Raw genomic sequence first — 23,189 nt, forward strand, 5'->3', positions numbered from 1 at the left:
TCCTACGCCACCGCTTCCTTGGCCTTTTCCGCGCGCTTGCGCTCGTTCGGGTCGAGGTGCTTCTTGCGCAGGCGGATCGACTTCGGGGTGACCTCGACGAGCTCGTCGTCCTCGATATAGGCGAGCGCCTTTTCCAGCGTCATGCGGATCGGCGGGGTCAGGCGCACCGCCTCGTCCTTCGAGGTGGTGCGGATGTTGGTGAGCTGCTTGCCCTTGAGCACGTTGATCTCGAGATCGTTGTCGCGGGTGTGCTCGCCGACGATCATGCCGCGATAGACCTTCCAGCCCGGCTCGATCATCATCGGGCCGCGGTCTTCCAGCTTGAACATGGCGTAAGCCACCGCTTCGCCCTGGTCGTTGGAGATCAAGACGCCGTTGCGGCGGCCCTGGATCTCGCCCTTGTACGGGGCATAGCCGTGAAACAGGCGGTTCATGATCGCGGTGCCGCGGGTGTCCGTGAGCAATTCGCCCTGGTAGCCGATCAGGCCGCGGGTCGGCGCGTAGAACACCAGGCGCTGGCGGTTGCCGCCGGACGGCTTCATCTCGATCAGCTCGGACTTGCGCTCGCTCATCTTCTGCACGACGACGCCGGAATGCTCCTCGTCGACGTCGATCACGACCTCCTCGATCGGCTCCATGGTTGCGCCGGTCGCTTCGTCCTTCTGGTAGACGACGCGCGGACGCGACACCGAGAGCTCGAAGCCCTCGCGGCGCATGGTCTCGATCAGGATCGCGAGCTGGAGTTCGCCGCGGCCCGACACTTCCATGGCGTCCTTGTCGGCGGATTCGACGACGCGCAGCGCGACGTTGCCCTCGGCTTCGCGCAGGAGACGGTCGCGGATCATGCGGCTCGTCACCTTGTCGCCTTCGGTGCCGGCGAGCGGGGAGTTGTTGACGATGAACGACATCGACACGGTCGGCGGATCGATCGGCTGCGCCGGCAGCGGCACCTCGACGGTCGGGTCGCAGAAGGTGTCGGCGACGGTGCCCTTGGTGAGGCCCGCGATCGCGACGATGTCGCCGGCTTCGGCTTCATCGAGCGGGGTGCGCTCGAGGCCGCGGAATGCCAGGATCTTGGTGATGCGCCCGGATTCGACCAGCTTGCCGTCGGCGTTCAGCACCTTGACCTGCTGGTTCGGCTTCAGCGTGCCGGAAGAGATGCGGCCGGTGATGATGCGGCCGAGATAGGGGTTGGCTTCGAGGATGGTACCGATCATGCGGAACGGACCTTCCTCGACCTTCGGCGGGGCCACGTGGCGCAGGATCAGGTCGAACAGCGGCTCCATGCCCTTGTCCTGCGGACCTTCGGGGCTATCCGCCATCCAGCCCTGCTTGGCCGACCCGTAGAGGATCGGGAAATCGAGCTGCTCCTCGCTGGCATCGAGCGCCGCGAACAGGTCGAACACCTCGTTGATGACTTCGGTCGGGCGCGCGTCAGGGCGGTCGACCTTGTTGATGACGACGATCGGCTTGAGGCCGACCTTAAGCGCCTTGGAGACCACGAATTTGGTCTGCGGCAGCGGGCCTTCGGCGGCGTCGACCAGCACCAGGGCGCCGTCCACCATGTTGAGGATGCGCTCGACCTCACCGCCGAAATCGGCGTGGCCGGGGGTGTCGACAATGTTGACGCGGGTGTCCTTCCACTGCACCGAGGCCGCCTTGGCCAGGATGGTGATGCCGCGCTCGCGCTCCAGATCGTTGGAGTCCATGGCGCGATCGGTCACCTTCTGGTTCTCGCGGAACGTGCCGGACTGCTGCAGGAGTTTGTCGACCAGGGTCGTCTTGCCGTGGTCGACGTGGGCGATGATGGCGACGTTACGAAGATTCATGAGTGAGCTTCTTTGCGGTCGAACAATGGGTTAAGCGCGATCTCGCCGGTCGGACCGGGACCTCTTCTCGAAACAACGCTGGAAGACTGGAAACGGGGCGCTTTCCGCCCAAAAAGGAAGCCCGGCCATATCAGACCGGGCGCCCTGCGCGTTGCGGCGCAATATATGCAAAAACGGCCAAAAAACAATGTGTTCTTTGACCGTTGGTTGACTGAATTTTGTCCGGGAATCCCCGGGGCTTAGGGCTGGGTCGGGGGGTGAGCGGGGACCCTGCGCCCCTTGATGGCCGCCCAGATCATGGCGACCCCGCCGATGCCCACGACCAGTCCCAGAAGGACGAACGGCGCGATGTCGCCAGTGATCTTGCCGTCCGCGAACATCGACACTCCGCCGAACAGGAGTGCGCAGAGACCTGGCAGTAGCATGAAGATCCCGGCGATCGCCATCAGCGCGGTGAGGCAACCGCTGCGAGCTGGGCCGGGCGTTGGTGCGGGTGGCGGTAGAACCGGCGGTGGCGTGTCGCTCATCGTGGTGCCTCCTCGGTTTGCCTCGCCTCGTGATAGGTTTGCCCCTCGAGCCCGGCGCGAATCCGGGAGATGGCGCCATTCCGATAGAACAGATTGTAGGTGTCGAACGGGATGATCGCCCCCTGCTCGGTCACGAAATGGATGCAGCTGCGCTTGACGTTGCCGACGCAGAAGTTGAAGCGGTCGAGAAACTGCACGATGGTGACGCGGAAGACGTTTTCGTAGGTGAGCCCGTCCGGCACCTGAAAGCTCGGCAGGCAGCACAACAATTCGCAGACGCGCTCGGACGTGTTGAGGGGCCCTGACGAGAGCGAGAACAGGTCGATGAACTTTTCCCGCAGCATCGGATACTTTTCCGGGCTGATCGTGTTTGGCATCACCGCAACCAGCTGCTCTTGCGGAATCAACGAGGTCAGCGGCAGCACCTTCTCGCCGTTGCGCAGGCCATAGCCGATCGAGATGCTCTCGGGGTTGCAGGGCAGCGGGATCATGTCCTTGTCGCCGAACACGCCGGTTTCGATCACGCGCTTGCGGATCTCCGACAGCATGATGCGGTCGGTATTCTTGTCGAAGCTCTCGTTGCGGCCGGCATCCTGGACCGGCTGCAATGTCACCCCGCGCACGCACGTCCAGGTCAGCGCGTGGCGCACGATGTCGCCGATCTCGGAATCGTTGACGCCGCGCTTGATGGTCGCGACCAGCGTGGTCGAGATGCCGTAATGCTCGAGATTTTCCAGCGCCTGCTGGCGGATTTTTCGCAAGTCCGCGCCGCGCAGATTGATCAGCGCGTCGCGCTGCAGCGAATCGAATTGGAGATAGACTTCCAGCCCGCGCTTGTTCTCGGCGAGCCGCGCCACGAAATCCTTTTCGCGGGCGATGCGCAGGCCGTTGGTGTTGATCATGACGTGGCGGATCGGCCGGGCGCGCACGGCGTCCAGGATCTCGAAGAAGTCAGGATGCAGCGTCGGCTCGCCACCGGAAATCTGCACGAGATCGGGCTCGCCCTCGCTCGCGACCAGCGCGTCGAGCATCTTCTCCACCGTCGCGAGCGGCGTGAATTTGGTTCGTGCCGGCGAGGACTCCGCAAAGCAGACCGGGCAGGTGAGGTTGCAATGCTCGGTGATCTCGATCAGCGCCAGGCAGGAATGCTGCTCGTGGTCGGGACAGAGGCCGCAATCATAGGGGCAGCCGAATTGGGTTCGTTCCTGGAATTGCAGCGGCCGGTCGCCCGGCTTGATGAAATCCTTGCACAGCCGCCAATAGGCGGCATCGGTCGACACCAACGTCGATTGCACGCCGTGCTCCCTGCAGCGCTTTTCGTACCAGACCTCGTTGCCGAGAATCTGGATCTTGGTCGGCACCAGCTTCAGGCAGATCTCGCAAAGAGATTGGGTCTGGCCCCAGAAGATGTAGGGACGCGACTTACGCAACGGCGCGTTCATGCAAGTGACTCTTTTTGTAAGCGTCTCGCTTTGGGTGCCGTCGCCAGCATGAATGCGGCGTAGAGCAGGACGGACAGCGACAGCAGGTGAAACAGGGTCAGGGGCCCGATCAGCGTGCCATAGGGCTTGAGGAATTCCCATAGGAAGCGTTGCGCTCCGTAATAGGCGAGCACCAGGTAGAAACCATTGGTGATCGTGAACGCGTTCCGGTTCAAGACCGCCACCACATAGGCGAGCGCGAACAGGGCCATGGCCGCGCTCTCGTAGAGCTGCACGGGATGGCGGCGAACGCCGTCGCCGAAATCATGGCCGAAGGGCAGCGCCGTCGGCGTGCCATAGGTGAAATCGTCGAGGCCCGCGAGGTAACAGCCGATCCGGCCGATCGCGATGCCGAGCGCCAGCGGCAGCGCGAAGCGCGCGCCGGTTCGCACCGTGACGCCTGCGGACCATTTGTAGAGCTCGATTCCCACGATGCCGCCGGCCAGCCCGCCCTCGACCGAGCGCGCAATGCCGCTTTGCCCGGACAGCCACAGATTGGCGGAGCCGAACAGATAGGCGCCAAGGCCTGCGCCAAACACCAGCGTGGCGATATAGGGCAGCGCGAAGGATTGCGAGGGAAACTGCAAGCCCCGTCGCGACAGCCAAAAGACGGCGGTAGCCGCCGCCAGCCAGGCCAGGATGTCGAAGAGAGTGTGAAGGAAAGTCCCGCTCATGCGGGGCCAGTATAGCACGACCGCGGTTAGAGCGGCGCGCCGCGCATTATAGCGCCACAAGAGAGAAGGAAGAAGCTACCCCGCTTCCCGCTCCTCGGTCGGATAGACCCCGCGCAGCACCTCCTCGAAATGCATCTTCACCGCATCGTTGCACAGGCAGGCGCGCAGCCTCAGGCCGTCGCGGTTGCGGACGAGGATCGAGCCGCGCCGCGTGTCGAGCACGCCTTCGGCCTTGAACGACTGAAGCACGCGGCTGGCATAGGAGCGGCCAACGCCGAGCAAAGTCGCGAGCTGTTCGTGGGTCAGCGGCACACTGGTCTCGTCGCCGGTCCGCTCCATCGCCGCCAGGATCCATTTGGCGGTGCGCTGCTCGATCGAATGGATCGCGTTGCAGGCGGTCGACTGGAAGATCTGGGCCAGCATGCAATCGGCATAGCGGGCAAAGACGTTGCGCAGCGACGCCGAGCGCAGCTTGGCTGCTTCCAGCTTGGCAACGTGAATGCGCGCAAACGGTCCACCGAATTTGACGCAGATCCGGGTATAGGCCGGCAGAAATCCCTCGCTGACGATGCCGCCCACGGCGCCTTCGCGGCCGACCAGAATGGTCTCGACGTCGCGGCCATCCTCGTTGGGGACGAGGAAAGTCGCGAGCGACGGGCCGCAGGGGAAGTGGACCACCTGCACGTCATCGCCGGGATTGTAGAGCAAGTGCCCGGCTGCAGAGTCCTCGACGGTCACGTGCGGCGCCACGAGGCCGTAGTCGACTTGACTCAAACGCCGCAGCAGATTGTTGGCCGGCCGGCTCTCGACCTCGGTGATCTTGCCGATACGCGCATCCATTCTGAACTCCCACCCTTCCTCCCACCTTAGCGAGTTCCATCCGTTTCCTGTGTGCACAAGTGGACAGACCAGAGAACGATGATGTGGTGAGTTTCGTTCCGGGAACCCTCCGATGCGCTGCGCGCAGCCATCGTGTCGCGGCAGTCCTGATCCAAAAACCCCCAAACCAAGATGCGATCATGGTACCTGCACACTCCAATGGCACAGGCTGGCCGGCCGATGTTCTGATCGTCGAGGATGATCCGATCATCGCGATCGATTTCGAGGATCGCCTGCTCGGATTTGGTGTGGCCGCCGTGCGGACCGCGGGTTCGGTGACGCAGGCGTTGAACGCCATCGCCAAACGGACACCCGATTTCGCGCTGCTCGATGTCGAGCTGATCCGCGAGACCAGCTTTGCGATCGCCGAGCGGCTCATTGCGCTGAAGGTTCCGTTCGTGTTCGTCACCGGCTACGGCGCCGAGGTGCGCATCCCGCCCGAATTGGCGGGCCGGCCCCGGCTGCAGAAGCCGTGCTCGAGCGAGGCGCTGGAGGCGGCGCTGCAGAGACGGGACACCTGATCGCCTAGTTGCCGGAGCGAATGCAGAGCTCGGCGAGGTCAGTCTCGACGCCCTTGAAGAAAGTGTGCGGAAACGGCGCCGGCGATGAGGCCTTCCTGATCGCCGCACTCTGCGCAATCGCCTCTTGATCGGACAATTGCAGGAAACGTTTCAGCGCCTTCGAGCGACTCTTCCTGGCGAACGTCTCCAACCGCTCTTCCGTTGCATCGGTCGGATTGAGACGGAGCAGAGCTTCGTTGCCTGTCTGCAATGGATAGACCCCTCCAAGTTTCACGCGGGCGATCACGTTGTAGCGGTCGAAATGCTCGAAGATCAAATCCAGGATCTTCGCCTGACGTATCGGCTCTTCCATCGCGAGATAGCGCTTCACATCCGGATTGCTCTTCAGGCTTTCCAATTCGGCTGCGCCGGCAAATGGATTGTCGGAGGTCTGCCGGTCGATGAACGCCGATGCGCCATCCAGCATATGCGTGCCCCATCTGATGACGATATCGCGGCCGCGCGGTTCGAGCTGGTCGGCAGCCAACCCCTTGTCCGTCAGACATGCCGGGTCGGCGCTTGCGCGCAGTGACTTGCCGAGCTCGGCGGTCAGCGCCTTACCGTAACGCGAAGCGAGGGCCTCGCGCACCAGCGTCGCTTTGTCCTGAGCCTTCTCTTGGGTCTGCGCGCATGTGGGGGATGCTGCGCTCAGCAGCAGCGCGATAACGATCGTTGGGCGGCTGAACGGCACGGTATCAACTCGAACATGGCTCGGACGGCATCACGCCCTCGAAAATGCGCTGGCGCTCGCAATTGTCGTCCGGGCCGGCCGGAGGGTTCATCCGGCTTCGAATTGGCCGTCACGCAAGCTTCGGATCGAGCGTGGTCGACCACAGCGCGACGTCGGCGCGATCGCGCAGGGTCACCGCCATCCGGCCGGACGCGCCGTCGATCTTGACGTGACCAAAGAACTGCATGCCCGCGGACGGCGGCAGATTCTGGCTGTCCTTGCCCGGCGCCTTGACGAAGCGCACCTCGGGACCAAAGGTATTGTCGAGCGCGTTCGGGCCGAACGTGCCCGCGTGCAGCGGGCCCGAGACGAACTCCCAGAACGGCTCGAACTCCTGAAATTGCGCCTTGTTCGGATCGTAATAATGCGCGGCGGCGTAGTGCACCTCCGCGGTCAGCCACACCGTGTTGCTGATCGGCGCCATCTTGATGAAGCGTAGGATGTCGGCGATCTCGAACTCGCGGCCACGCACCGGGCCGTCGCCCTGCGCAACGGCTTCCGAGCCGCCCTTCGGCGTGTCGGAGACGATCAGGCTGATCGGCATGTCCGATGCGATCACCTTCCATGTCGCGCGCGAATTCAGCAGGCCGCGCTTGAGCCAGGCGATCTGCTCCGGGCCGAGGAAATAGCTCGCGGGGCCATAGGCGGTTTCGAGATTGGCACCGTTCGGCCCGCGATAGCTGCGCTCGTCGAGCACGAATACGTCGAGATGCGGGCCGTAGGAGATCTGGCGATAGACGCGGCCGGGTTCAGTGATGCTCTCCCGCATCGGGTACATCTCGTGGAAGGCCCGGCCCGCGCGGGCTGCGAGCAGTGAGATGTCGCGCATCTTGTAGGCGGCCGGCAAGTCTTTCGACAGCGACCAGTTGTTGGTGACCTCGTGGTCGTCCCACTGCACGAAGACCGGCACCTCGGCATTGAAGGCGCGGAGATTGTCGTCGGTGAGATTGTATTTGTACGCGGCGCGAAACTCGTCCAGCGTCTCGGCGACCTTGGCCTTCTCCGGGATGGTCAGATTCTTCCAGATCTTGCCGTCGGCGAGCTTCACCTCGGATTGGATGGGACCGTCGGCATAGATCGTGTCGCCCGAGTGCAGGAAGAAATCCGGCCGGTGCTTGCGCATGGTCGAGAAGGTGACCATGCCGCCGTCGTCGGAATTGATGCCCCAGCCCTGCCCTGCGACGTCGCCGCCCCAGACGAAGCTGACGTCGCGGCGGTCGGCCGGCGCGGTGCGGAAGCGGCCGGTCACCGCCTCGCCCTCGATCGCGCTGTGGGAGAGATCGCGGAAGCGGACGCGGTAGAAGATGTCCTGGCCGGCGGGTAGATTTTCGACCAGCATCTTGGCGGTGAAGTCGCTCTCGGGCAGCGCCGCAATCGGCGGCAATGCCCGGGCGTCCTTGAAGGACTCGCTCGTGGCGACCTCGACCAGCATCTGCGCGGGCCGGTCGGTTCGCGCCCACACCACGCCGCCGTCGACGGTGATGTCGCCCGCTTGCACGCCGTGGGTGACTGCCGGCCGGTCGGCCGCGCGCGAAAGATACGGCATCGCCAGCGTGCCGAGCGCACCGGCGCTGCTGGCGAGGAAGCGGCGGCGGGAGAATGTGATGGTCATGAGGCTCCGACCCCGGGGCTTGCGGGGGAGTCCGTCATTCCGGGGCGCGTAGCGCGAACCCGGAATCCATGTCTCCCCGCGAATGCTGCGCAATGGATTCCGGGTTCGATGCTTCGCATCGCCCCGGAATGACGTTGGGAGCTATATTGAGACAATGTGACGCAGCAATAACGCGCGCGGGCGCTCACGCGTTGCCGGCGGCCCGGAACTGCGCGCTGGCACGTTGCAGGTTCGGCGGCAGGCTGAACAGCACAGCCTTGCGGTCGGCGACGGCGGCGTGGAATTGGTCGAGTGCGATGTTGAAGGCGGTGAGCGCGGCTTCCTCGATGGCGCCGTGATCGAAGCAGCGCAGCGTGTCGCGCAGGATCTCGTCGGCCTCGGTCTGCATCTGGTCCAGCTCTTCGGTCGTCTCGCACTTGCGTGCCGCGGCGATCATGTCGAGCAGGCGTTCGCGCTGGTGATTGTTGTTGTCGCGCTCGTCCTTCTTCAGATAACCGGCGAACCAGGCGCCGACCGAGCCCATGGCCGAGAGCGCCATCAGGCTCCACCAGATGTAATCGCTGTACTTGTCGAGGAAGGTCTTCTCCTCGCCGTCGACGAAAGCGGCCGCACCCGGATGCACCGGGATCACTGCATCCTTGTCGGTGTCGGGCGTCTCGATCTTCGCCGCCAGCGGGAATTCCGTCACCAGTTGCTGGCGCACGGCGAAGAGCTGGCGCGTGAACGCTGCGATGTCGGCCTCGGACACGCCTTTGCGCGCTACGATGTGGTGCGCGAAGCTGATGGTCTTGACCTCGTCCTCGGGCCGGTCGGGCGAGCCGCCGTAGGTGCCGGCGGGGATCTCGCCCGCTTCATAGACTGGATGATTTTGCGCGATCGCATCGGCGGAATCGATGGCGAGGAAGGTTGGCGTGCCGCCCTCCCTGACCGATGCCGAGATCGCGTCCGCCGTGATCTTGCTGTTGACCGGGCCTGCCGCGAGGTAGACGTCGGCCTTCTGCGCCTTGATCGCCTCGGCAACTTCATTGACGGGAAATTGTACGATCTCGACCTTGGCCGGGTCGACGCCGTATTGGTGCAGGATCACCTTGAGCAGATTGACGTTGGCCTGGGTGCGGCCGACGACCCCGACGCGATGGCCGGCGAGCTGCGCGATCTTGGTGATCTTCGCGCCCTTCTTCTTTCCTTTGGCGGGCACGGACCACAGCACCACGACGTTCTTGCGCAGGGTCGCGACAGCCTGCGCGTTCTTCGGCACGTCGAGATCGCCGCGCACGATGGCGAGATCGACCTTGCCTTCCGCGAGCGCATTGGCACTGGCGGTCGCGCCGTCGGTCTGGATCGGGCGCAGCCGCACATAGCTCTTGTGCTGCGCGAAGCCTTGCGTCAGCGCCTGCACGACCTTGACGTCGTCGCTGTTGGCGGGGCCGACCGCGATTCTGAGCGTCACGGGACGCATCGCGAAGTAATAGCCGCCGGCGACCACGCCGACGATCGCAAGCAGGAACGCCAGAGACACGAGCGCCGTCTTCCGCGCCGCGGATCGCGGCGAAGGCGGAGGGGGCGTTTCGGCCAGGTCCAATCCCCCGGTCATCGGTCTCCCAAAGAGGCGCTTCAGGCTCGGTTTCATCTTGGCCGGCGATTTACGCCCGCAATTGTAGCAAATTTCTTGTCCGGCGGGGTTACATCTCCGTCATGGTTAGCGGATGCAGGAAATCCCGTATGAACCGGGGCGCCGGGGCGGTGTTAGAGTAAAGTTCCCCCTAGAGGACGGAGACGACCATGGCAGAACGGCTCTCGGCGGAGGCGCGCAGGCAGGCGCTGGGCGGACTATCCGGCTGGACTGACGTCCAAGGCCGCGACGCCATCGGGAAAACCTTTGTCTTCAAGGATTTCAACGAGGCGTTCGGCTTCATGACCCGCGCCGCGCTGGTCGCCGAGAAGATGGATCACCACCCCGAATGGCGCAACGTCTACAAGACGGTGGAGGTGGTGCTGTCGACCCACGACGCCGGCGGCGTCACCGCGCGCGACATGGCGCTCGCCAAGGCGATGAACGCAATCGCAGGCTGACACCAAGCAGACGTCTTGAAGCAGACGTCTTGCAGGGACCGGCTGCATCCCCATCTTGTGATCAGCCGGGATCGGGCGGTCCTCCGCCTCCCGCAGAACGGGGAGCATTTGAGCATGGCTGCCGAGCACAGCGTTGGCTTCGAGCCGGCCGATCGGCTCGCGGAAGATCGCGAGAGCGTGCGCCGCCGCTTCTGGCGCAAGCTGAAGCGGGTCGCTGCGCATCTGCCGTTCGCGGAGGATCTACTTGCCGCCTATTACTGCGCGTTCGACCGGCAGACGCCGCGTCACGTCCAGGCTTCGCTGCTCGGTGCAATCGCCTATTTCGTCCTGCCGTTCGATTTCGTCGCGGACGTGATGCCCATGCTCGGCTTCGCCGATGACGCCGCCGTGCTCGCCACCGCCATCCGCATGGTTGCCAGCCACATCACGTACGAGCATCGCGAGGCCGCCCGCGCCGCGCTGAAGCGTGGGGTCGGCGAGGCGGACGGCAAAGCAGAAGTCGCGTAGCCTACGCGACTTCAATCACCTGCATCAGCTCACGGATGCAAGATCACCTTGCCCATGGCTTGCCGTCCCGCCAGCACCTTCAGCGCATCCGCCGTCTGCGCCAGCGGGAAGGTGCGGTCGACATGCGATGAGATCTTGCCTTCCGCGGTCCACTTCACCAGCTTCTCGAGATTGGCGCGATTCTTGGCCGGGTTGAGCCGGGTCCAGGCGCCCCAGAACACGCCGCGGATGTCGCAGCCCTTCAGGAGCGCGAGGTTCAGCGGCATCTTGGGAATGTCGCCGGCGGCAAAGCCGATCACGAGGAAGCGGCCTTCCCATGCGATCGAGCGCAGCGCCTGTTCGGCGTAAGCACCACCGACGGGATCGAAGATGATGTCGACGCCCTTGCCGCCGGTGAGCTTGCGCAGGCCTTCCTTCAGATCTTCCTTGGCGTAGTTCAGCGTCAGCTCGGCGCCATGCGCCTTGGCGAATTCGAGCTTCTCGTCCGACGAGGCGCAGGCGATCACCTTCAAGCCCATCAGCTTGCCGAGCTCGCAGGCCGCTAAACCGGTGCCGCCGGCTGCGCCCAGCACCGCGAGCGTCTCGCCGCGCTTGGGGCTGGCGCGATCTTCCAGCGCATGCAGCGCGGTGCCGTAGATGATGATGATGCCGGCCGCGCGGTCGTAGTCGAGATTGTCGGGGATCTTCACGATCGATGCCGCCGGCAGCGCGATCTTCTCGCGTGCGCCGTTGTGGCCGCAGGAGGCGACCACGCGATCGCCGACCTTGAGATCAGTGACACCAGCGCCGATGCTCTCGATCACGCCCGCAACTTCCGCGGCCGGCGAGAACGGGAACGGCGGCTTGATCTGGTACTTGCCCTGGATCATCAGGATGTCGAAGAAATTCAGCGCCGCCGCCTTGATCGCGATCACGGCTTCGCCGGGCCCCGCCACCGGATCGGGCACCTCAGTCAGGACGAGGTCGTCGGGCTGGCAATATTGCGAGCAGAGGATGGCTTTCATGGCGGCACCTTGAGGGCGTTTCGGGTGGAATTATAGTTTGGCCGTTTCTGCCGGATTTAGGCAGTGGCGACAATCCGGATTCTTTGTCTGGGGGTCAGCGACGGCCTATCCTCCGTCGTTGCGAGCGCAGCGAAGCAATCCAGAGTCCGTCCTGCGGAATAGTCTGAATTGCTTCGCGAAGCCCGTCATCGGGCCGCGCTTCGCGCGGACCCGGTGGCTCGCAATGACGATATCCGCGGAGAAAGGATTCAAACGATGTTTAAAACAAGCCTGCTGAAGAACAAGCGCATCCTCATTACCGGGGGTGGTTTGGGTCTCGGCGCTGCGATGGGGCGTCGCTTCCTCGCGCTCGGCGCCGAGCTCGTGATCTGCGGCCGCAAGCTCGAGCGGCTCGAGGCGACGGCGCGCGAGATGCGCGACGAGATCGGCGGCACGGTCATCACCATCGCCTGCGATATCCGCGACGGTGCGGCGGTCGACGGCATGATGGATGCGATCTGGCGCGAGGCGCCGCTCGACATCCTCGTCAACAATGCCGCTGCCACCTTCATCGCACAGAGCGAGCATCTCTCCTTCCGCGCCGCGGACGCGATCCTGGCGCCTACACTGCATGGCGCGATGTATTGCACGCTCGCCGCCGGCAGGCGCTGGATCGAGGCTAACCATCGCGGCGTCGTGCTGTCGATCCTCTCGACCTCCACCATTACCGGCCGCGCCTTCACCGTTCCCTCGGCGATGGCGAAATCCGCACTGCTGGCGATGACCAGGAGTCTTGCGGTGGAATGGGGCCCGAAGGGCATCCGGACCGTGGCGATCGCGCCGGGCCCGTTTCCGACCGCAGGGGCCACCGGGCAGCTCCGTCCCGAAGGCCGCGACGAAGGCTGGACCTCGCGCAATCCGCTCGGCCGCACCGGCGAGCACGGCGAGCTCGCCGATCTCGCCAGCTTCCTGGTCTCGGATCACGCCGCCTACATCAATGGCGAGATGGTGGTCATCGACGGTGGCGCGCATCTGCGCAGTTCCGGCGCCGAGGATTTGCTCGGCTGGACCGAGGCGCAATGGGCCGCGCAACGCGCCGCCCGATCCAGGGCCTAGCCGCCGAAGATACCGCTAACTGCCTTCCCAAATTGAACTTTCCCGGCTATCCCTGCCCGGGGACAAAGCGCGCTCGGGCCATCTTCCAGTCACAATATTGAGGGAACCAACGCGGCATGTGGCGGGTGCTGATTTTAGCTTTGATGACTGGCGTGGCGGCCGGGGGAATCGCCGTGTCTGCGCGGGCGCAACCGACGCCCAAGTCCAGTCCAGCTCCAAAAGAGGCGGCACCGAAGCCGGCGGCGCCGCCGGCCAACACCAACGCAAAGGCGGCCCCGAAGCCCGAGAGCAAGCCGGCGGCCCCGGCTGCGGCCGTTGCGGGGGGCGCGGAGCCGACCCTGATCGGGCAGTTCGGCACCTGGGGTGCCTATTCGGCGACGCCGAACGGCAAGAAGGTCTGCTTCGCGCTGGCCAAGCCGTCATCGTCGAAGACCAATCCGCCGAACCGGCCGCGCGATCCCGCCTATGCCTTCGTCTCGACCCGGCCGGCCGAGAAGGTCAACAACGAAGTCTCGGTCATGATCGGCTATGCGCTGAAGCCGGGCTCGGAATCGACCGCCGAGGTCGGCGGCGCCTCCTTCGCCATGTACACGCAGGGGGACGGGCTCTGGATCAAGAACGCGGCCGAGGAGGAGCGGATGGTCGAAGCCATGCGCAAATCCGCCGATCTCGTCGTCAAAGGCGTCTCGGCCAAGGGGACCGAGACGACCGACACCTTCTCGCTGAAGGGCCTCGCCCAGGCGCTCGACAAGATCGCGCAGGATTGCCGGCGTTAAGACTGCGGGCGATAAGGTCGCAATCGGCGGTTCCGGTTGTTATATAAGGGCCGTTCCAGATTTCTTCGTCATTCCGGGGCGCGCACAGCACGAACCCGGAATCTCCGAGGTTCCGGGTCTGGTCCTCAGGGTCGCTTCGCGATCTCTTCGGACCATCCCGGAACGACCAAGCCATTAGGTCCATTCAATGCAACCGACGACCGAGCCGCACAACGGCCTCCTGGTGGAGAAGACCCCGCTCGAAACCTATGTGCCGCCGGCCAAGCCGTCGCTGATCGGCCTGTCGCGCACCGAGCTTGCCGATCGGCTCGGCGAGATCGGTGTCGCGCCGGCCCAGCGCAAGATGCGGGTGCAGCAGCTGTGGCACTGGCTCTATTTCCGCGGCGCCCAGAGTTTTGACGAGATGAGCTCGATCTCGAAGGGCATCCGCGCCGAGCTCGCGCAGCATTTCACCGTGGACCGGCCGGAAGTCGTGGCCGAGCAGATCTCCAACGACGGCACTCGCAAATGGCTGTTGCGCCTGCCGAGCGGCGACAATGTTCAGAAGGCGCATGAAGTCGAATGCGTCTACATCCCCGAGACCGACCGCGGCACGCTCTGCGTTTCCTCGCAGGTCGGCTGCACGCTCAATTGCGCCTTCTGCCACACCGGCACCCAGCGCCTGGTGCGCAACCTCACCGCCGGCGAGATCGTCGGCCAGGTGATGGTCGCGCGCGACCGTCTCAACGACTGGGCCGATCGCGAGGACGGCACGCGCCGCGTCACCAACATCGTGATGATGGGCATGGGCGAGCCGCTCTACAATTTCGACGCGGTGCGCGATGCGCTTCTGATCGTCGGCGACAACGAAGGCATCGGCATCTCCCGCCGCCGCATCACGCTGTCGACCTCGGGCGTGGTGCCGAACATCGTGCGGGCCGGCGAGGAGATCGGCGTCATGCTCGCGATCTCGCTGCACGCGGTGCGCGACGAGCTGCGCAACGAGCTGGTGCCGCTCAACCGCAAATATCCGATCAAGGAGCTGCTGCAGGCCTGCCGCGACTATCCCGGCGCATCGAACGCGCGCCGCATCACCTTCGAATATGTGATGCTCAAGGGCGTCAACGATTCGCTCGACGATGCCAAGCTGCTGGTGAAGATGCTCAAGGGCATTCCGGCCAAGATCAACCTGATCCCGTTCAATCCCTGGCCCGGCACCGCCTATGAATGCTCGGACTGGGACCAGATCGAAAAGTTCTCCGAATATATCTTCAACGCCGGCTATTCCTCGCCGGTGCGCACCCCGCGCGGCCGCGACATCCTCGCCGCCTGCGGCCAGCTCAAGTCGGAGACGGAAAAGCTCTCGGCGCGCGAGCGCCAGGCGCTGCGCGCCATGGCGATGACGGATTAGTGTGTCATGCCCGTGCTCTCGCCTCCTCGTCATTGCGAGGAGCGTAGCGACGAAGCAATCCAGACCGTCTCCGCGGACGTATGTCTCGATTGCTTCGCTCCGCTCGCAATGACGACAATCGGGACTTCTTCGTCATGTCCCTGATCGGCCGCCTCGTCGTCATCTTCATCGGCTTCCTCGCCGCCTGCTTTGTCGGCGGCATGATCGTCGTCGTCGCGCTGCTGTTTCCGGAATTCGCCGATCTCGGCGCCGGTCCGGTCGACCAGGGCACGATCGACATCCTGCTCGGCTTCGGCTTCATCTTCGTGTCCGGCTTTGCGCTGGTGCCGGCGGCGGTGATCGTCGCGATCACCGAAGCGCTCTACATCCGCAGTGCGATCGCCTATGCCGTCGGCGGCGGCCTTGTCGGGCTCGCCTGCTATCTCGGCCTCGTCCCGTTCCATTCCGACACGTTGCAGTTCGAGGGCATCGTCCGGCGTCACCTGGAGATCATGACCGGCGCGGGCATCGTTGCCGGCTTCGTCTACTGGCTGATCGCCGGCCGCAACGCCGGCGCCTGGCGCATCCCGCCGTCCCCGCGGAAACCACCGCCGCCATTGCCGGCGAATTCAAGGCCGGGCCCGCGGTGAGTTTCCTACCCTCCCCTGGGGTTTCCATCTCCATCCCACTCCGCTAAACCGCGCGCCATGAACCATACCGGACTCTTCATTGCCCTGGCGCTGTGGCTCGTGATCGGCGTCGTCTTCGGCCTCTATCCCGAGCTCGACCTCAAGCTCGCTTCGCTATTCTTCGACGCGGAGACCAAGACGTTTCCGCTCAAGCTGAACGGGTGGGCCGGCTTTGCGCGCGATGCGGCGATGTGGATCGCCTGGGCCTTCGCCCTTCCCTCGATCGTCGCGCTCGTGGTCAAGATGATCCGGCCCGACCGGCCGCTGATGGTGCCGGGGCGTACGGTCATCTTCCTGCTGGTGACGATGACCATGTCGGCCGGTATTTTGACCAACCTGACGTTCAAGAATTATTGGGGCCGTCCGCGTCCGGTGGTGGTGACCGAGTTTGCCGGCAATCAGCAATTCGTGCCGTGGTGGGATCCGCGCGGCACTTGCGGGCGCAATTGCTCGTTCTTCTCCGGCGAAGGCGCGACGGCGTTCTGGACGCTGGCGCCGGCCGCGCTGGCGCCGCCGGCGTGGCGGCCGCTCGCCTATGCCGCCGCCGTGGTGTTCGGCGCCTTGACCAGCGCCCTGCGCATGGCCTTCGGCGGGCACTTTTTCACGGACGTGTCGATCGCCGGCCTCGTCACCTTCGTCGTGATCTGGTTCGCCTACGCGCTGATCTATCGCTGGCCGCGCACGCGGTTCTCGGACGAAGCGGTGGATGCCGCCCTGACCCGGCTGAACATGCCCGCTTACCGGCTCCGCCAGCGCCTGTTCGGCCGCAAGACCGACCCCGAGCCCTCGGTTTGAGCCATTAAAGGGGTGCCGAGCCCCGCGAAATTTGATATTCGCGCGGTCGAACGCACCCATCACATCAGCTTGAGACCCGATTGGAAGCCCCATGACCACGATCCTGAAAAGCCTGCCCAAGGGTGAGAAAGTCGGCATCGCTTTTTCGGGCGGCCTCGACACCTCTGCGGCGCTGCTCTGGATGAAGCAGAAGGGGGCGCGCTGCTACGCCTACACCGCCAATCTCGGTCAGCCGGATGAAGCCGACTACAACGAGATCCCGCGCAAGGCGATGGAGTTCGGCGCCGAGAACGCGCGCCTCGTCGATTGCCGCACGCAGCTGGTCCACGAGGGCATCGCCGCGATCCAGTCCGGCGCCTTCCACATCTCGACCGGCGGCATCACCTATTTCAACACCACGCCGCTCGGCCGCGCCGTCACCGGCACGATGCTGGTCGCAGCGATGAAGGAAGACGGTGTCAACATCTGGGGCGACGGCTCGACTTTCAAGGGCAACGACATCGAGCGCTTCTACCGCTACGGCCTGCTCACCAATCCCGGCCTGAAGATCTACAAGCCCTGGCTCGACCAGCAGTTCATCGACGAGCTCGGCGGCCGCGCCGAGATGTCGGCATTCATGACCGCGCAAGGCTTCGCCTACAAGATGAGCGCGGAGAAGGCGTATTCGACCGACAGCAATCTGCTCGGCGCCACCCATGAGGCAAAGGATCTCGAGAGCCTCGACAGCGGCATCAAGATCGTCACCCCGATCATGGGCGTGCCGTTCTGGCGCGACGACTGCGCCGTCAAGGCCGAGAAGGTCGTGGTGCGTTTCGAGGAAGGGCAGCCGACCGCGCTGAACGGCCAGACCTTCTCCGATCCGGTCTCGCTGTTCCTCGAGGCCAACGCGATCGGCGGTCGTCACGGCCTCGGCATGAGCGACCAGATCGAGAACCGCATCATCGAGGCCAAGAGCCGCGGCATCTATGAGGCGCCTGGCATGGCGCTGCTGCACATCGCCTATGAGCGCCTCGTCACCGGCATCCACAACGAGGACACGATCGAGCAGTACCGCGTCAGCGGCATGCGCCTGGGACGCCTGCTCTATCAGGGCCGCTGGTTCGATTCGCAGGCGTTGATGCTGCGCGAGACCGCACAGCGCTGGGTCGCCCGCGCCGTCACCGGCGAAGTCACGCTCGAGCTGCGCCGCGGCAACGATTATTCGATCCTCAACACCGAGAGCCCCAACCTTACCTATGCGCCGGAGCGGCTGAGCATGGAGAAGGTGGAGGACGCCGCCTTCACGCCGGCCGACCGCATCGGCCAGCTCACCATGCGCAACCTCGACATCGCCGACACCCGCACCAAGCTCGGTCTCTATTCGAAGACCGGCCTGTTGTCGGGCAGCGAAGGCTCGCAGATCTTCCGGCTCGAGAGCGACAAGGGCTGAGGCTTTCCGGAGCCGGATTGCGCTTCGCTCCATCCGGGCACCGAGCTTAATGACGCTGTCATTCTCGACCGCTACGCTTCCACTGTTGGAAACGGGATTGCGGAGCATCGCACATGGTCAGGGGATCGGCACTCGCCTCTCTCATTGTTCTCTGTTGGGCATCATCATCGTCGGCGCAGACGATCTATCCGATCGATCGCGCCGAGATCCTGGCCGGAGCCAAGTTCGACTTCAAGGTCGAGCTCCCGGGGCTGATCGATCCCGCCAAGTTGAAGGTGACGGTGAACGGCGCGGATTACGCGGCCGCGTTCGGCCGCTCCGGAACCTTCGTCGAGCGCGAGGACGGCAAGGAGCAGTCGGCCCTGGTCCTGCGCGACGTCACGCTGACCAAGCCGGGTAGCGTCGCCGTGGAGGTGAGCGACGGCACGCGCCAGCGCAGCGTCACCTGGACGGTCTACGACACCGGCCCGCGCAAGGCGAAGAACGTCATCCTGTTCATCGGCGATGGCATGTCGCCGGCGCATCGGGTCGCCGCGCGAATCCTGTCCAAGGGCATTTCGGAAGGCAAGAGCCGCGGCAAGCTCGCCATCGACGACATGCCCCATATGGCGCTGGTGGCAACCGCCGGCTCGGACTCGATCATCACGGACTCCGCGAACTCGGCGAGTGCCTATGCGACCGGGCACAAGAGCGCCGTCAATGCCCTCGGCGTCTATGCCGACCGCAGCGCGAGCCCGCTCGACGATCCCAAGGTCGAAACCATCACCAGCCTCGCCAAAAGACGGCTCGGCATGGCGATCGGTGTCGTCACCAATACCGAGATCGAAGACGCGACGCCGGCGGCGATGGTCGCGCACACCCGCCGGCGCGCCGCCTATGACGACATCGTCGAGCAGTTCTTCGCGGCAAAGCCGGATGTGATGATGGGCGGCGGCAGCGCGAATTTTCTGCCGAAGTCGGCTGCCGGCTCCAAGCGCAAGGACGAGACCGACTACATCGCGAAGTTTCGCGATGCCGGCTATCAGGTGGCGACCACCGCGGGCGAGCTCAGCGCCTCCGCCGCCAAGCAGGAGACGAGCAAGCTGCTCGGCCTGTTCGCCACCGGCAACATGGACGGTGCGCTCGACCGCAAATTCCTGAAAGGAGGCGGCGTCAAGAAATTCCCCGAGCAGCCTGATCTGACCGAGCAGGTGCAGGCGGCGTTGAAAATCCTCTCGAAGAACGAAGCCGGCTTCTTCCTGATGGTCGAATCCGGAATGATCGACAAATACGCGCATTTGCTCGACATGGAGCGCGCGGTCTACGACACGATCATGCTCGACAACGCGGTGCGTCAGACGCGCGAATGGGCGCGCGCACGCGGCGACGACACCCTCATCCTGGTGCTGGCCGATCACAATCACCCCAACAGCCTGGTCGGCACGGTGAACGACGACATGGGCACGACGCCCAACGTGCCCTTGCGCGAGCGCGTCGGGGTCTACGATCAGGCCGGATTCCCCAACTATCCCGCGCCGGATGCGGAAGGTTATCCGTCACGGGTCGACGTGAGCCGCCGGCTTGCCATCTTCTCGGCGAGCCTGCCCGATCATTACGAGACGTTCCGTCCGAAGCTCGACAATCCCAACGAGCCGACCGTCAAGGCCGGCGACGACGGCACCTTCAAGGCCAACGACAAATACAAGGAGGTCCCGGGCGCGGTGCTGCGCCCCGGCAATCTGTCGTCGCTGGTCGGCGCCAGCGTGCATTCGGGCGAGGACGTCATTGTCACGGCGGCGGGCCCGGGGAGCGAGCGCGTGCACGGCTCGATGGACAATACCGAAGTGTTCCGCGTCATGGCCGAGGCGCTGGGATTGGCTGCGCGAGAATGATGGGGGCGACTGGCCAACCTGGGCCCAATCACATTCCTGCCGCTGGCGAGCGCGGCAGGACGGGCCGCCCTGGTCCGCTCACGTTCCATCAATTCACGACGAGTGAGGCGGCGTGAAGACCAGCTTCACGCAGCTGCGGAAGAGCAGGATCTGTCGCTCCAGCCGCTTCGGGTCGTTGAGCGTCTTCGACATGATGATTGCGCCGTCGACCACGCACGAGATCATCTCCGCGAGATCGTCGAGGTCGACCGGCTCGCGGGGCGGATAGATGGCGGCGATGCCGTCGAGAATCTCGCGGAAGTGCGCATTCCAGATCCGGACCGATTGCGCGGTCAGATCGCGAACATCGCGGTCGAACAAGCGCTCCTGATAGCAGATGCTGGCGATCAGGCAGCCGGGATGGCCGTTCGGCAGATCGGCCATGACTTCGGCGAGTAGTTTCAGCGAGATCAGGAACGACTGCAGCGGGTCGTCGGAGAGCTCACGTCCGCGCCTGAAGATCTCGTCGAACAGGCGGTCATTTGTATCCACGTAGCGTCGCAGCATCTCCCGTGCGAGCGCGTTCTTGTCCCTGAAGTGATAGAAGAAGCCGCTCTTGGTCAGTCCGGCCTCGGCAATGACTTCCTCGATCGAGGTGGCGCCGAAGCCCTTTGCGAGCACCGCCGCTTCCGCGATCTCGAGAATGCGCTCGCGCGTCGCTTCGCCCTTTCCCATCGATGTCTCCAGAACTGTACCGACGGTGCGGAAATTGGCCCTTGGGGGCCAAGGCCCACTCCGCGTGACTCCTGCAAATCATTGATTTGTCTCCGCTTGCGGGTGGAAGTTCAGCCGCACCACGGGGCTTCTAGAGCGACGCGACATTATGCGGCACCAAATGCCGCGACCGAACACGGGCCTAGCGCGATCGAGTGAAGAGAGCGGCCCGTCCAAATGATGGAGCGATCAATGGCCAGATACAGACATGGTCTGCCGCAGCGCGGCGGCGGCATTTTCCTGACCGATGGCGGCATGGAAACAACCCTCATCTTTCAGCACGGGCTGGAGCTGCCCCACTTTGCGGCATTTGTGCTGCTCGACAGCGCGGATGGCCGCGCGCATTTGAGGCAGTACTACGAAGCCTACCTGCGTATCGCGCGGCAGCATGGGCTCGGCTTTGTCCTCGACAGTCCGACCTGGCGCGCCAACCCTGATTGGGGCGCCAAGCTCGGCTATGATGCCGCCAGGCTCGAGGCCATCAACATGCGCGCCATCCGCTTCCTCGACGAATTGCGCGGCGCTTGGGAGTTGCCCGGCATGCCTTGCGTCATCAACGGCGCGATCGGTCCGCGAGGCGACGGCTACAAGGCCGGCAACATGGACGCGGCGGAGGCGGAAGCCTACCACTCAGGCCAGATCGCGGCCTTCGCCGAGGCGGGCGCCGACATGGTGACTGCATTCACGCTGAACAGCATCAACGAAGCGGTGGGCGTGGTCCGTGCAGCCAAGAGGCAGGACATTCCGGTCGCCATCTCTTTCACGGTCGAAACCGATGGCCGCCTCGTCCGGGGAGAGTCGCTGCGCGAGGCGATCGAGGCGGTCGACGACGCAACTGAACGTGCCTGCGAATACTTCCTGATCAATTGCGCGCACCCAACTCACTTCGAGAGTGCACTCGCCGCAGGCGAGGCGTGGGTTCAGCGCATCCACGGCATCAGAGCCAATGCATCGGTCAAGAGCCACGCCGAGCTCGACGAATCGGAGGCGCTGGACAGTGGTGATCCCCAAGATCTCGGCCGCCGCTACCATTTGCTGAGGCGCGCATTCCCCGGCATGCGCATTCTCGGCGGCTGTTGCGGCACTGATCACCGGCATGTTGCCGCCGTTTGCGAGGCATGCCTGCCATCGGAAGCAATGACGGCGTGACAAGAAAAATGGCCGGGATCGCTCCCGGCCATTGTCTTCTTGCGAAGGTCTTACTGGCGCGGCGGAGGCGCCGCGTTGGCCTGGTCGCCGTTGAGCAACGGCGTGATGCGACGGACGGTGACGCGCCGGTTGATCAGGCTCGCGCCTTGCGTCTGCTCCTTCAGATACTGCTCGCCATAGCCCTGCGACGTCAGGTTCTCCGCGGGCACACTGAATTGCTGCGTCAGCAATTCGGCTGCGGCCTGCGCGCGGCGATCCGACAGCGACAGATTGTCGACCTCGTTGCCGACCGCATCGGTGTGGCCCTCGATCAGGAACACCTCCTGCGGGTTGGCCTGGAGCGCCTGGTTGATGCCGTCGGCGATCACTTGCAGCCGCGCCGCCTGATCCGGCGGAATGGTCCACGATCCGGTCTCGAAGTTGATCGTGTTGACGTCGATGCTCGGCATCTGCATGCGAACATTCGGGCTGTAGCGGATCTCGTCGAGCGAGTAGCGCCGGTCGATCCGCTGCACCGGCGGAGCCCGCATCGTTTCGTAGATCACCTGCGGCGGCGCCTCCTGGGCGTCGACGATGTAGCGATCGTAGGGAATGTTGACCACCGGCGGCGGCACGTCGACGTAGAAGCCGCCGACCGCCCGCGGATCGCGGTAGGTGTTGTCGATGATCACGATCTCGCGTCCGCGCGGGTCCCGGCGGATACGACGCAGCAGCGAGCCGTCCGGCCCGACCACGGTGATCACCTCGCTGCCGTCGGGACGGATCACGACGGTGCGGGTTTCGCCGCCGACGGTGTCGGTGCGGATGTCGCGGGCGCCATAGCGGAAGCGATAGAGATCGTTGCCGCGGACGTAAGCCTGCCCGCCCGGATCGCGGATGATGATGCGGTCCGGCTCGGTGTAGACGGTGCGGCCGCCTTCGACGACCTCGCGCCGCTGGTTATGGATATCGGCGATGGTGGCGCCGATCACGGCGCCGGCCACCACGCCCGCGCCGATCGCGAGCGGCGTCAGGTCACGCTGCTGCGGACGCGGCGGCGGCGGCAGGGGCGCGGCGACTGTCGGCGCGGCGCGGAAAGCCGGCGCGACCGTCGGCGGTCTGTATTGTGCCCGGTCGGGCGGCGGCGCTGCGGCCGGCGTGCCGGGCACCACGGTCGGAGCCGCGGCGCCGGCCGGAGGTGCCGGCGGCCGGGCGGGCGCACCAGCCTGCGGCGGCGCAGCCGGAGTCCCGGCGGCGGGCGCGCCGGCAGGAGGCGTTCCACCCCGCTGCCCCGGGGCTGGCGTCGCTGTCGGGGCCGGGGTTGCGCCGGGCGCGGGCGTTGCCGACCCCGGACGTCCGGGCGGCGGGGGTGGCGGCGTGCTGCCGGGCGCGGGCGTTGCCGTTGGAG

Annotated in this window: 22 protein-coding genes; 11 read left to right on the top strand and 11 right to left on the bottom strand. The window is 64.9% G+C overall.

Features of this window, described 5'->3' with window-relative positions; all coding sequences use genetic code 11:
- Nucleotides 1-2: 2 nt before the first annotated feature.
- The 5 genes from typA to I6F12_RS28595 all read right to left on the bottom strand — a co-directional run bounded on the left by typA (nt 3) and on the right by I6F12_RS28595 (nt 5,351).
- Complete coding sequence (gene typA / locus I6F12_RS28575) at nt 3-1,829, bottom strand: translational GTPase TypA (protein WP_036002847.1); 1,827 nt, start codon at nt 1,827-1,829, stop codon at nt 3-5.
- 239 nt (nt 1,830-2,068) lie between these two features.
- The gene (locus I6F12_RS28580; protein ID WP_225157735.1) at nt 2,069-2,356 is read right to left on the bottom strand and encodes a hypothetical protein; all 288 of its coding nucleotides are present in this window, start codon (nt 2,354-2,356) and stop codon (nt 2,069-2,071) included.
- Nucleotides 2,353-3,798, bottom strand: coding sequence for a radical SAM protein (locus tag I6F12_RS28585; RefSeq protein WP_109142009.1), 1,446 nt, complete (start codon nt 3,796-3,798; stop codon nt 2,353-2,355). The genes I6F12_RS28580 and I6F12_RS28585 overlap by 4 nt, the downstream gene beginning before the upstream one ends.
- Nucleotides 3,795-4,511: a prolipoprotein diacylglyceryl transferase family protein gene (locus I6F12_RS28590; RefSeq protein WP_225157736.1), complete on the bottom strand. Its 717-nt coding sequence runs from the start codon at nt 4,509-4,511 to the stop codon at nt 3,795-3,797. Before I6F12_RS28590 ends, I6F12_RS28585 begins: the two co-directional genes overlap by 4 nt.
- Nucleotides 4,512-4,586: 75 nt before the next feature.
- Nucleotides 4,587-5,351: a helix-turn-helix domain-containing protein gene (locus tag I6F12_RS28595; RefSeq protein WP_036002835.1), complete on the bottom strand. Its 765-nt coding sequence runs from the start codon at nt 5,349-5,351 to the stop codon at nt 4,587-4,589.
- A gap of 179 nt (nt 5,352-5,530) precedes the next feature.
- Here I6F12_RS28595 and I6F12_RS28600 point away from each other — a divergent pair, with 179 nt between their 5' ends.
- Entirely contained in the window at nt 5,531-5,911 is a 381-nt protein-coding gene (locus I6F12_RS28600) for a response regulator (protein WP_225157737.1), read from the top strand.
- Nucleotides 5,912-5,915: 4 nt separating this feature from the next.
- Here I6F12_RS28600 and I6F12_RS28605 read toward each other — a convergent pair whose 3' ends face one another.
- The 3 genes from I6F12_RS28605 to I6F12_RS28615 all read right to left on the bottom strand — a co-directional run bounded on the left by I6F12_RS28605 (nt 5,916) and on the right by I6F12_RS28615 (nt 9,922).
- A complete protein-coding gene (locus I6F12_RS28605; RefSeq protein WP_225157738.1) occupies nt 5,916-6,641 on the bottom strand; it encodes a hypothetical protein in 726 nt (241 codons plus the stop codon).
- 109 nt (nt 6,642-6,750) lie between these two features.
- On the bottom strand, nt 6,751-8,292 hold the full coding sequence (locus I6F12_RS28610) for an alkaline phosphatase D family protein (RefSeq protein WP_225157739.1): 1,542 nt from the start codon (nt 8,290-8,292) through the stop codon (nt 6,751-6,753).
- Between the two features lie 184 nt (nt 8,293-8,476).
- Nucleotides 8,477-9,922, bottom strand: a complete 1,446-nt coding sequence (locus tag I6F12_RS28615) for a TAXI family TRAP transporter solute-binding subunit (RefSeq protein WP_225142344.1) — start codon at nt 9,920-9,922, stop codon at nt 8,477-8,479.
- A gap of 152 nt (nt 9,923-10,074) precedes the next feature.
- Here I6F12_RS28615 and I6F12_RS28620 point away from each other — a divergent pair, with 152 nt between their 5' ends.
- Together I6F12_RS28620 and I6F12_RS28625 are read left to right on the top strand one after the other, a co-directional pair.
- Nucleotides 10,075-10,365, top strand: a complete 291-nt coding sequence (locus I6F12_RS28620; RefSeq protein WP_036002826.1) for a 4a-hydroxytetrahydrobiopterin dehydratase — start codon at nt 10,075-10,077, stop codon at nt 10,363-10,365.
- Between the two features lie 114 nt (nt 10,366-10,479).
- Nucleotides 10,480-10,872 carry a YkvA family protein gene (locus I6F12_RS28625; RefSeq protein ID WP_225157740.1) on the top strand — a complete coding sequence of 131 codons (393 nt, stop codon included), beginning with the start codon at nt 10,480-10,482 and terminating at the stop codon, nt 10,870-10,872.
- Nucleotides 10,873-10,901: 29 nt separating this feature from the next.
- Here the strand turns inward: I6F12_RS28625 and I6F12_RS28630 are convergent, their stop codons facing one another.
- Entirely contained in the window at nt 10,902-11,876 is a 975-nt protein-coding gene (locus I6F12_RS28630; protein WP_225157741.1) for an NADPH:quinone oxidoreductase family protein, read from the bottom strand.
- Between the two features lie 255 nt (nt 11,877-12,131).
- Here I6F12_RS28630 and I6F12_RS28635 point away from each other — a divergent pair, with 255 nt between their 5' ends.
- From I6F12_RS28635 to I6F12_RS28665, 7 genes are all read left to right on the top strand, one after another.
- Entirely contained in the window at nt 12,132-12,971 is an 840-nt protein-coding gene (locus tag I6F12_RS28635; RefSeq protein WP_225157742.1) for an SDR family oxidoreductase, read from the top strand.
- A 116-nt stretch (nt 12,972-13,087) separates the two neighbouring features.
- Nucleotides 13,088-13,747 carry an invasion associated locus B family protein gene (locus I6F12_RS28640; protein WP_225157743.1) on the top strand — a complete coding sequence of 220 codons (660 nt, stop codon included), beginning with the start codon at nt 13,088-13,090 and terminating at the stop codon, nt 13,745-13,747.
- Between the two features lie 187 nt (nt 13,748-13,934).
- Nucleotides 13,935-15,137 carry a 23S rRNA (adenine(2503)-C(2))-methyltransferase RlmN gene (gene rlmN / locus I6F12_RS28645; protein WP_036002808.1) on the top strand — a complete coding sequence of 401 codons (1,203 nt, stop codon included), beginning with the start codon at nt 13,935-13,937 and terminating at the stop codon, nt 15,135-15,137.
- A 134-nt stretch (nt 15,138-15,271) separates the two neighbouring features.
- The gene (locus I6F12_RS28650) at nt 15,272-15,766 is read left to right on the top strand and encodes a hypothetical protein (RefSeq protein WP_109145561.1); all 495 of its coding nucleotides are present in this window, start codon (nt 15,272-15,274) and stop codon (nt 15,764-15,766) included.
- A 57-nt stretch (nt 15,767-15,823) separates the two neighbouring features.
- Nucleotides 15,824-16,600, top strand: a complete 777-nt coding sequence (locus I6F12_RS28655; protein WP_225157744.1) for a phosphatase PAP2 family protein — start codon at nt 15,824-15,826, stop codon at nt 16,598-16,600.
- A 91-nt stretch (nt 16,601-16,691) separates the two neighbouring features.
- Nucleotides 16,692-18,029, top strand: coding sequence for an argininosuccinate synthase (gene argG, locus I6F12_RS28660; protein ID WP_225157745.1), 1,338 nt, complete (start codon nt 16,692-16,694; stop codon nt 18,027-18,029).
- Nucleotides 18,030-18,142: 113 nt separating this feature from the next.
- On the top strand, nt 18,143-19,900 hold the full coding sequence (locus tag I6F12_RS28665; RefSeq protein ID WP_225157746.1) for an alkaline phosphatase: 1,758 nt from the start codon (nt 18,143-18,145) through the stop codon (nt 19,898-19,900).
- 93 nt (nt 19,901-19,993) lie between these two features.
- On the opposite strand, the gene I6F12_RS28670 is transcribed toward I6F12_RS28665, so the two are convergent.
- Nucleotides 19,994-20,614: a TetR/AcrR family transcriptional regulator gene (locus tag I6F12_RS28670; RefSeq protein ID WP_225157747.1), complete on the bottom strand. Its 621-nt coding sequence runs from the start codon at nt 20,612-20,614 to the stop codon at nt 19,994-19,996.
- 231 nt (nt 20,615-20,845) lie between these two features.
- On the opposite strand from I6F12_RS28670, the gene I6F12_RS28675 reads away from it, so the two are divergent.
- On the top strand, nt 20,846-21,802 hold the full coding sequence (locus I6F12_RS28675; RefSeq protein ID WP_225157748.1) for a homocysteine S-methyltransferase family protein: 957 nt from the start codon (nt 20,846-20,848) through the stop codon (nt 21,800-21,802).
- Between the two features lie 50 nt (nt 21,803-21,852).
- On the opposite strand, the gene I6F12_RS28680 is transcribed toward I6F12_RS28675, so the two are convergent.
- A partial coding sequence (locus I6F12_RS28680; protein ID WP_225157749.1) for an OmpA family protein occupies nt 21,853-23,189 on the bottom strand: 1,337 nt, incomplete at its 5' end.

Source organism: Bradyrhizobium sp. IC4059 (genome assembly GCF_020193615.1).
Classification (GTDB): domain Bacteria; phylum Pseudomonadota; class Alphaproteobacteria; order Rhizobiales; family Xanthobacteraceae; genus Bradyrhizobium; species Bradyrhizobium yuanmingense.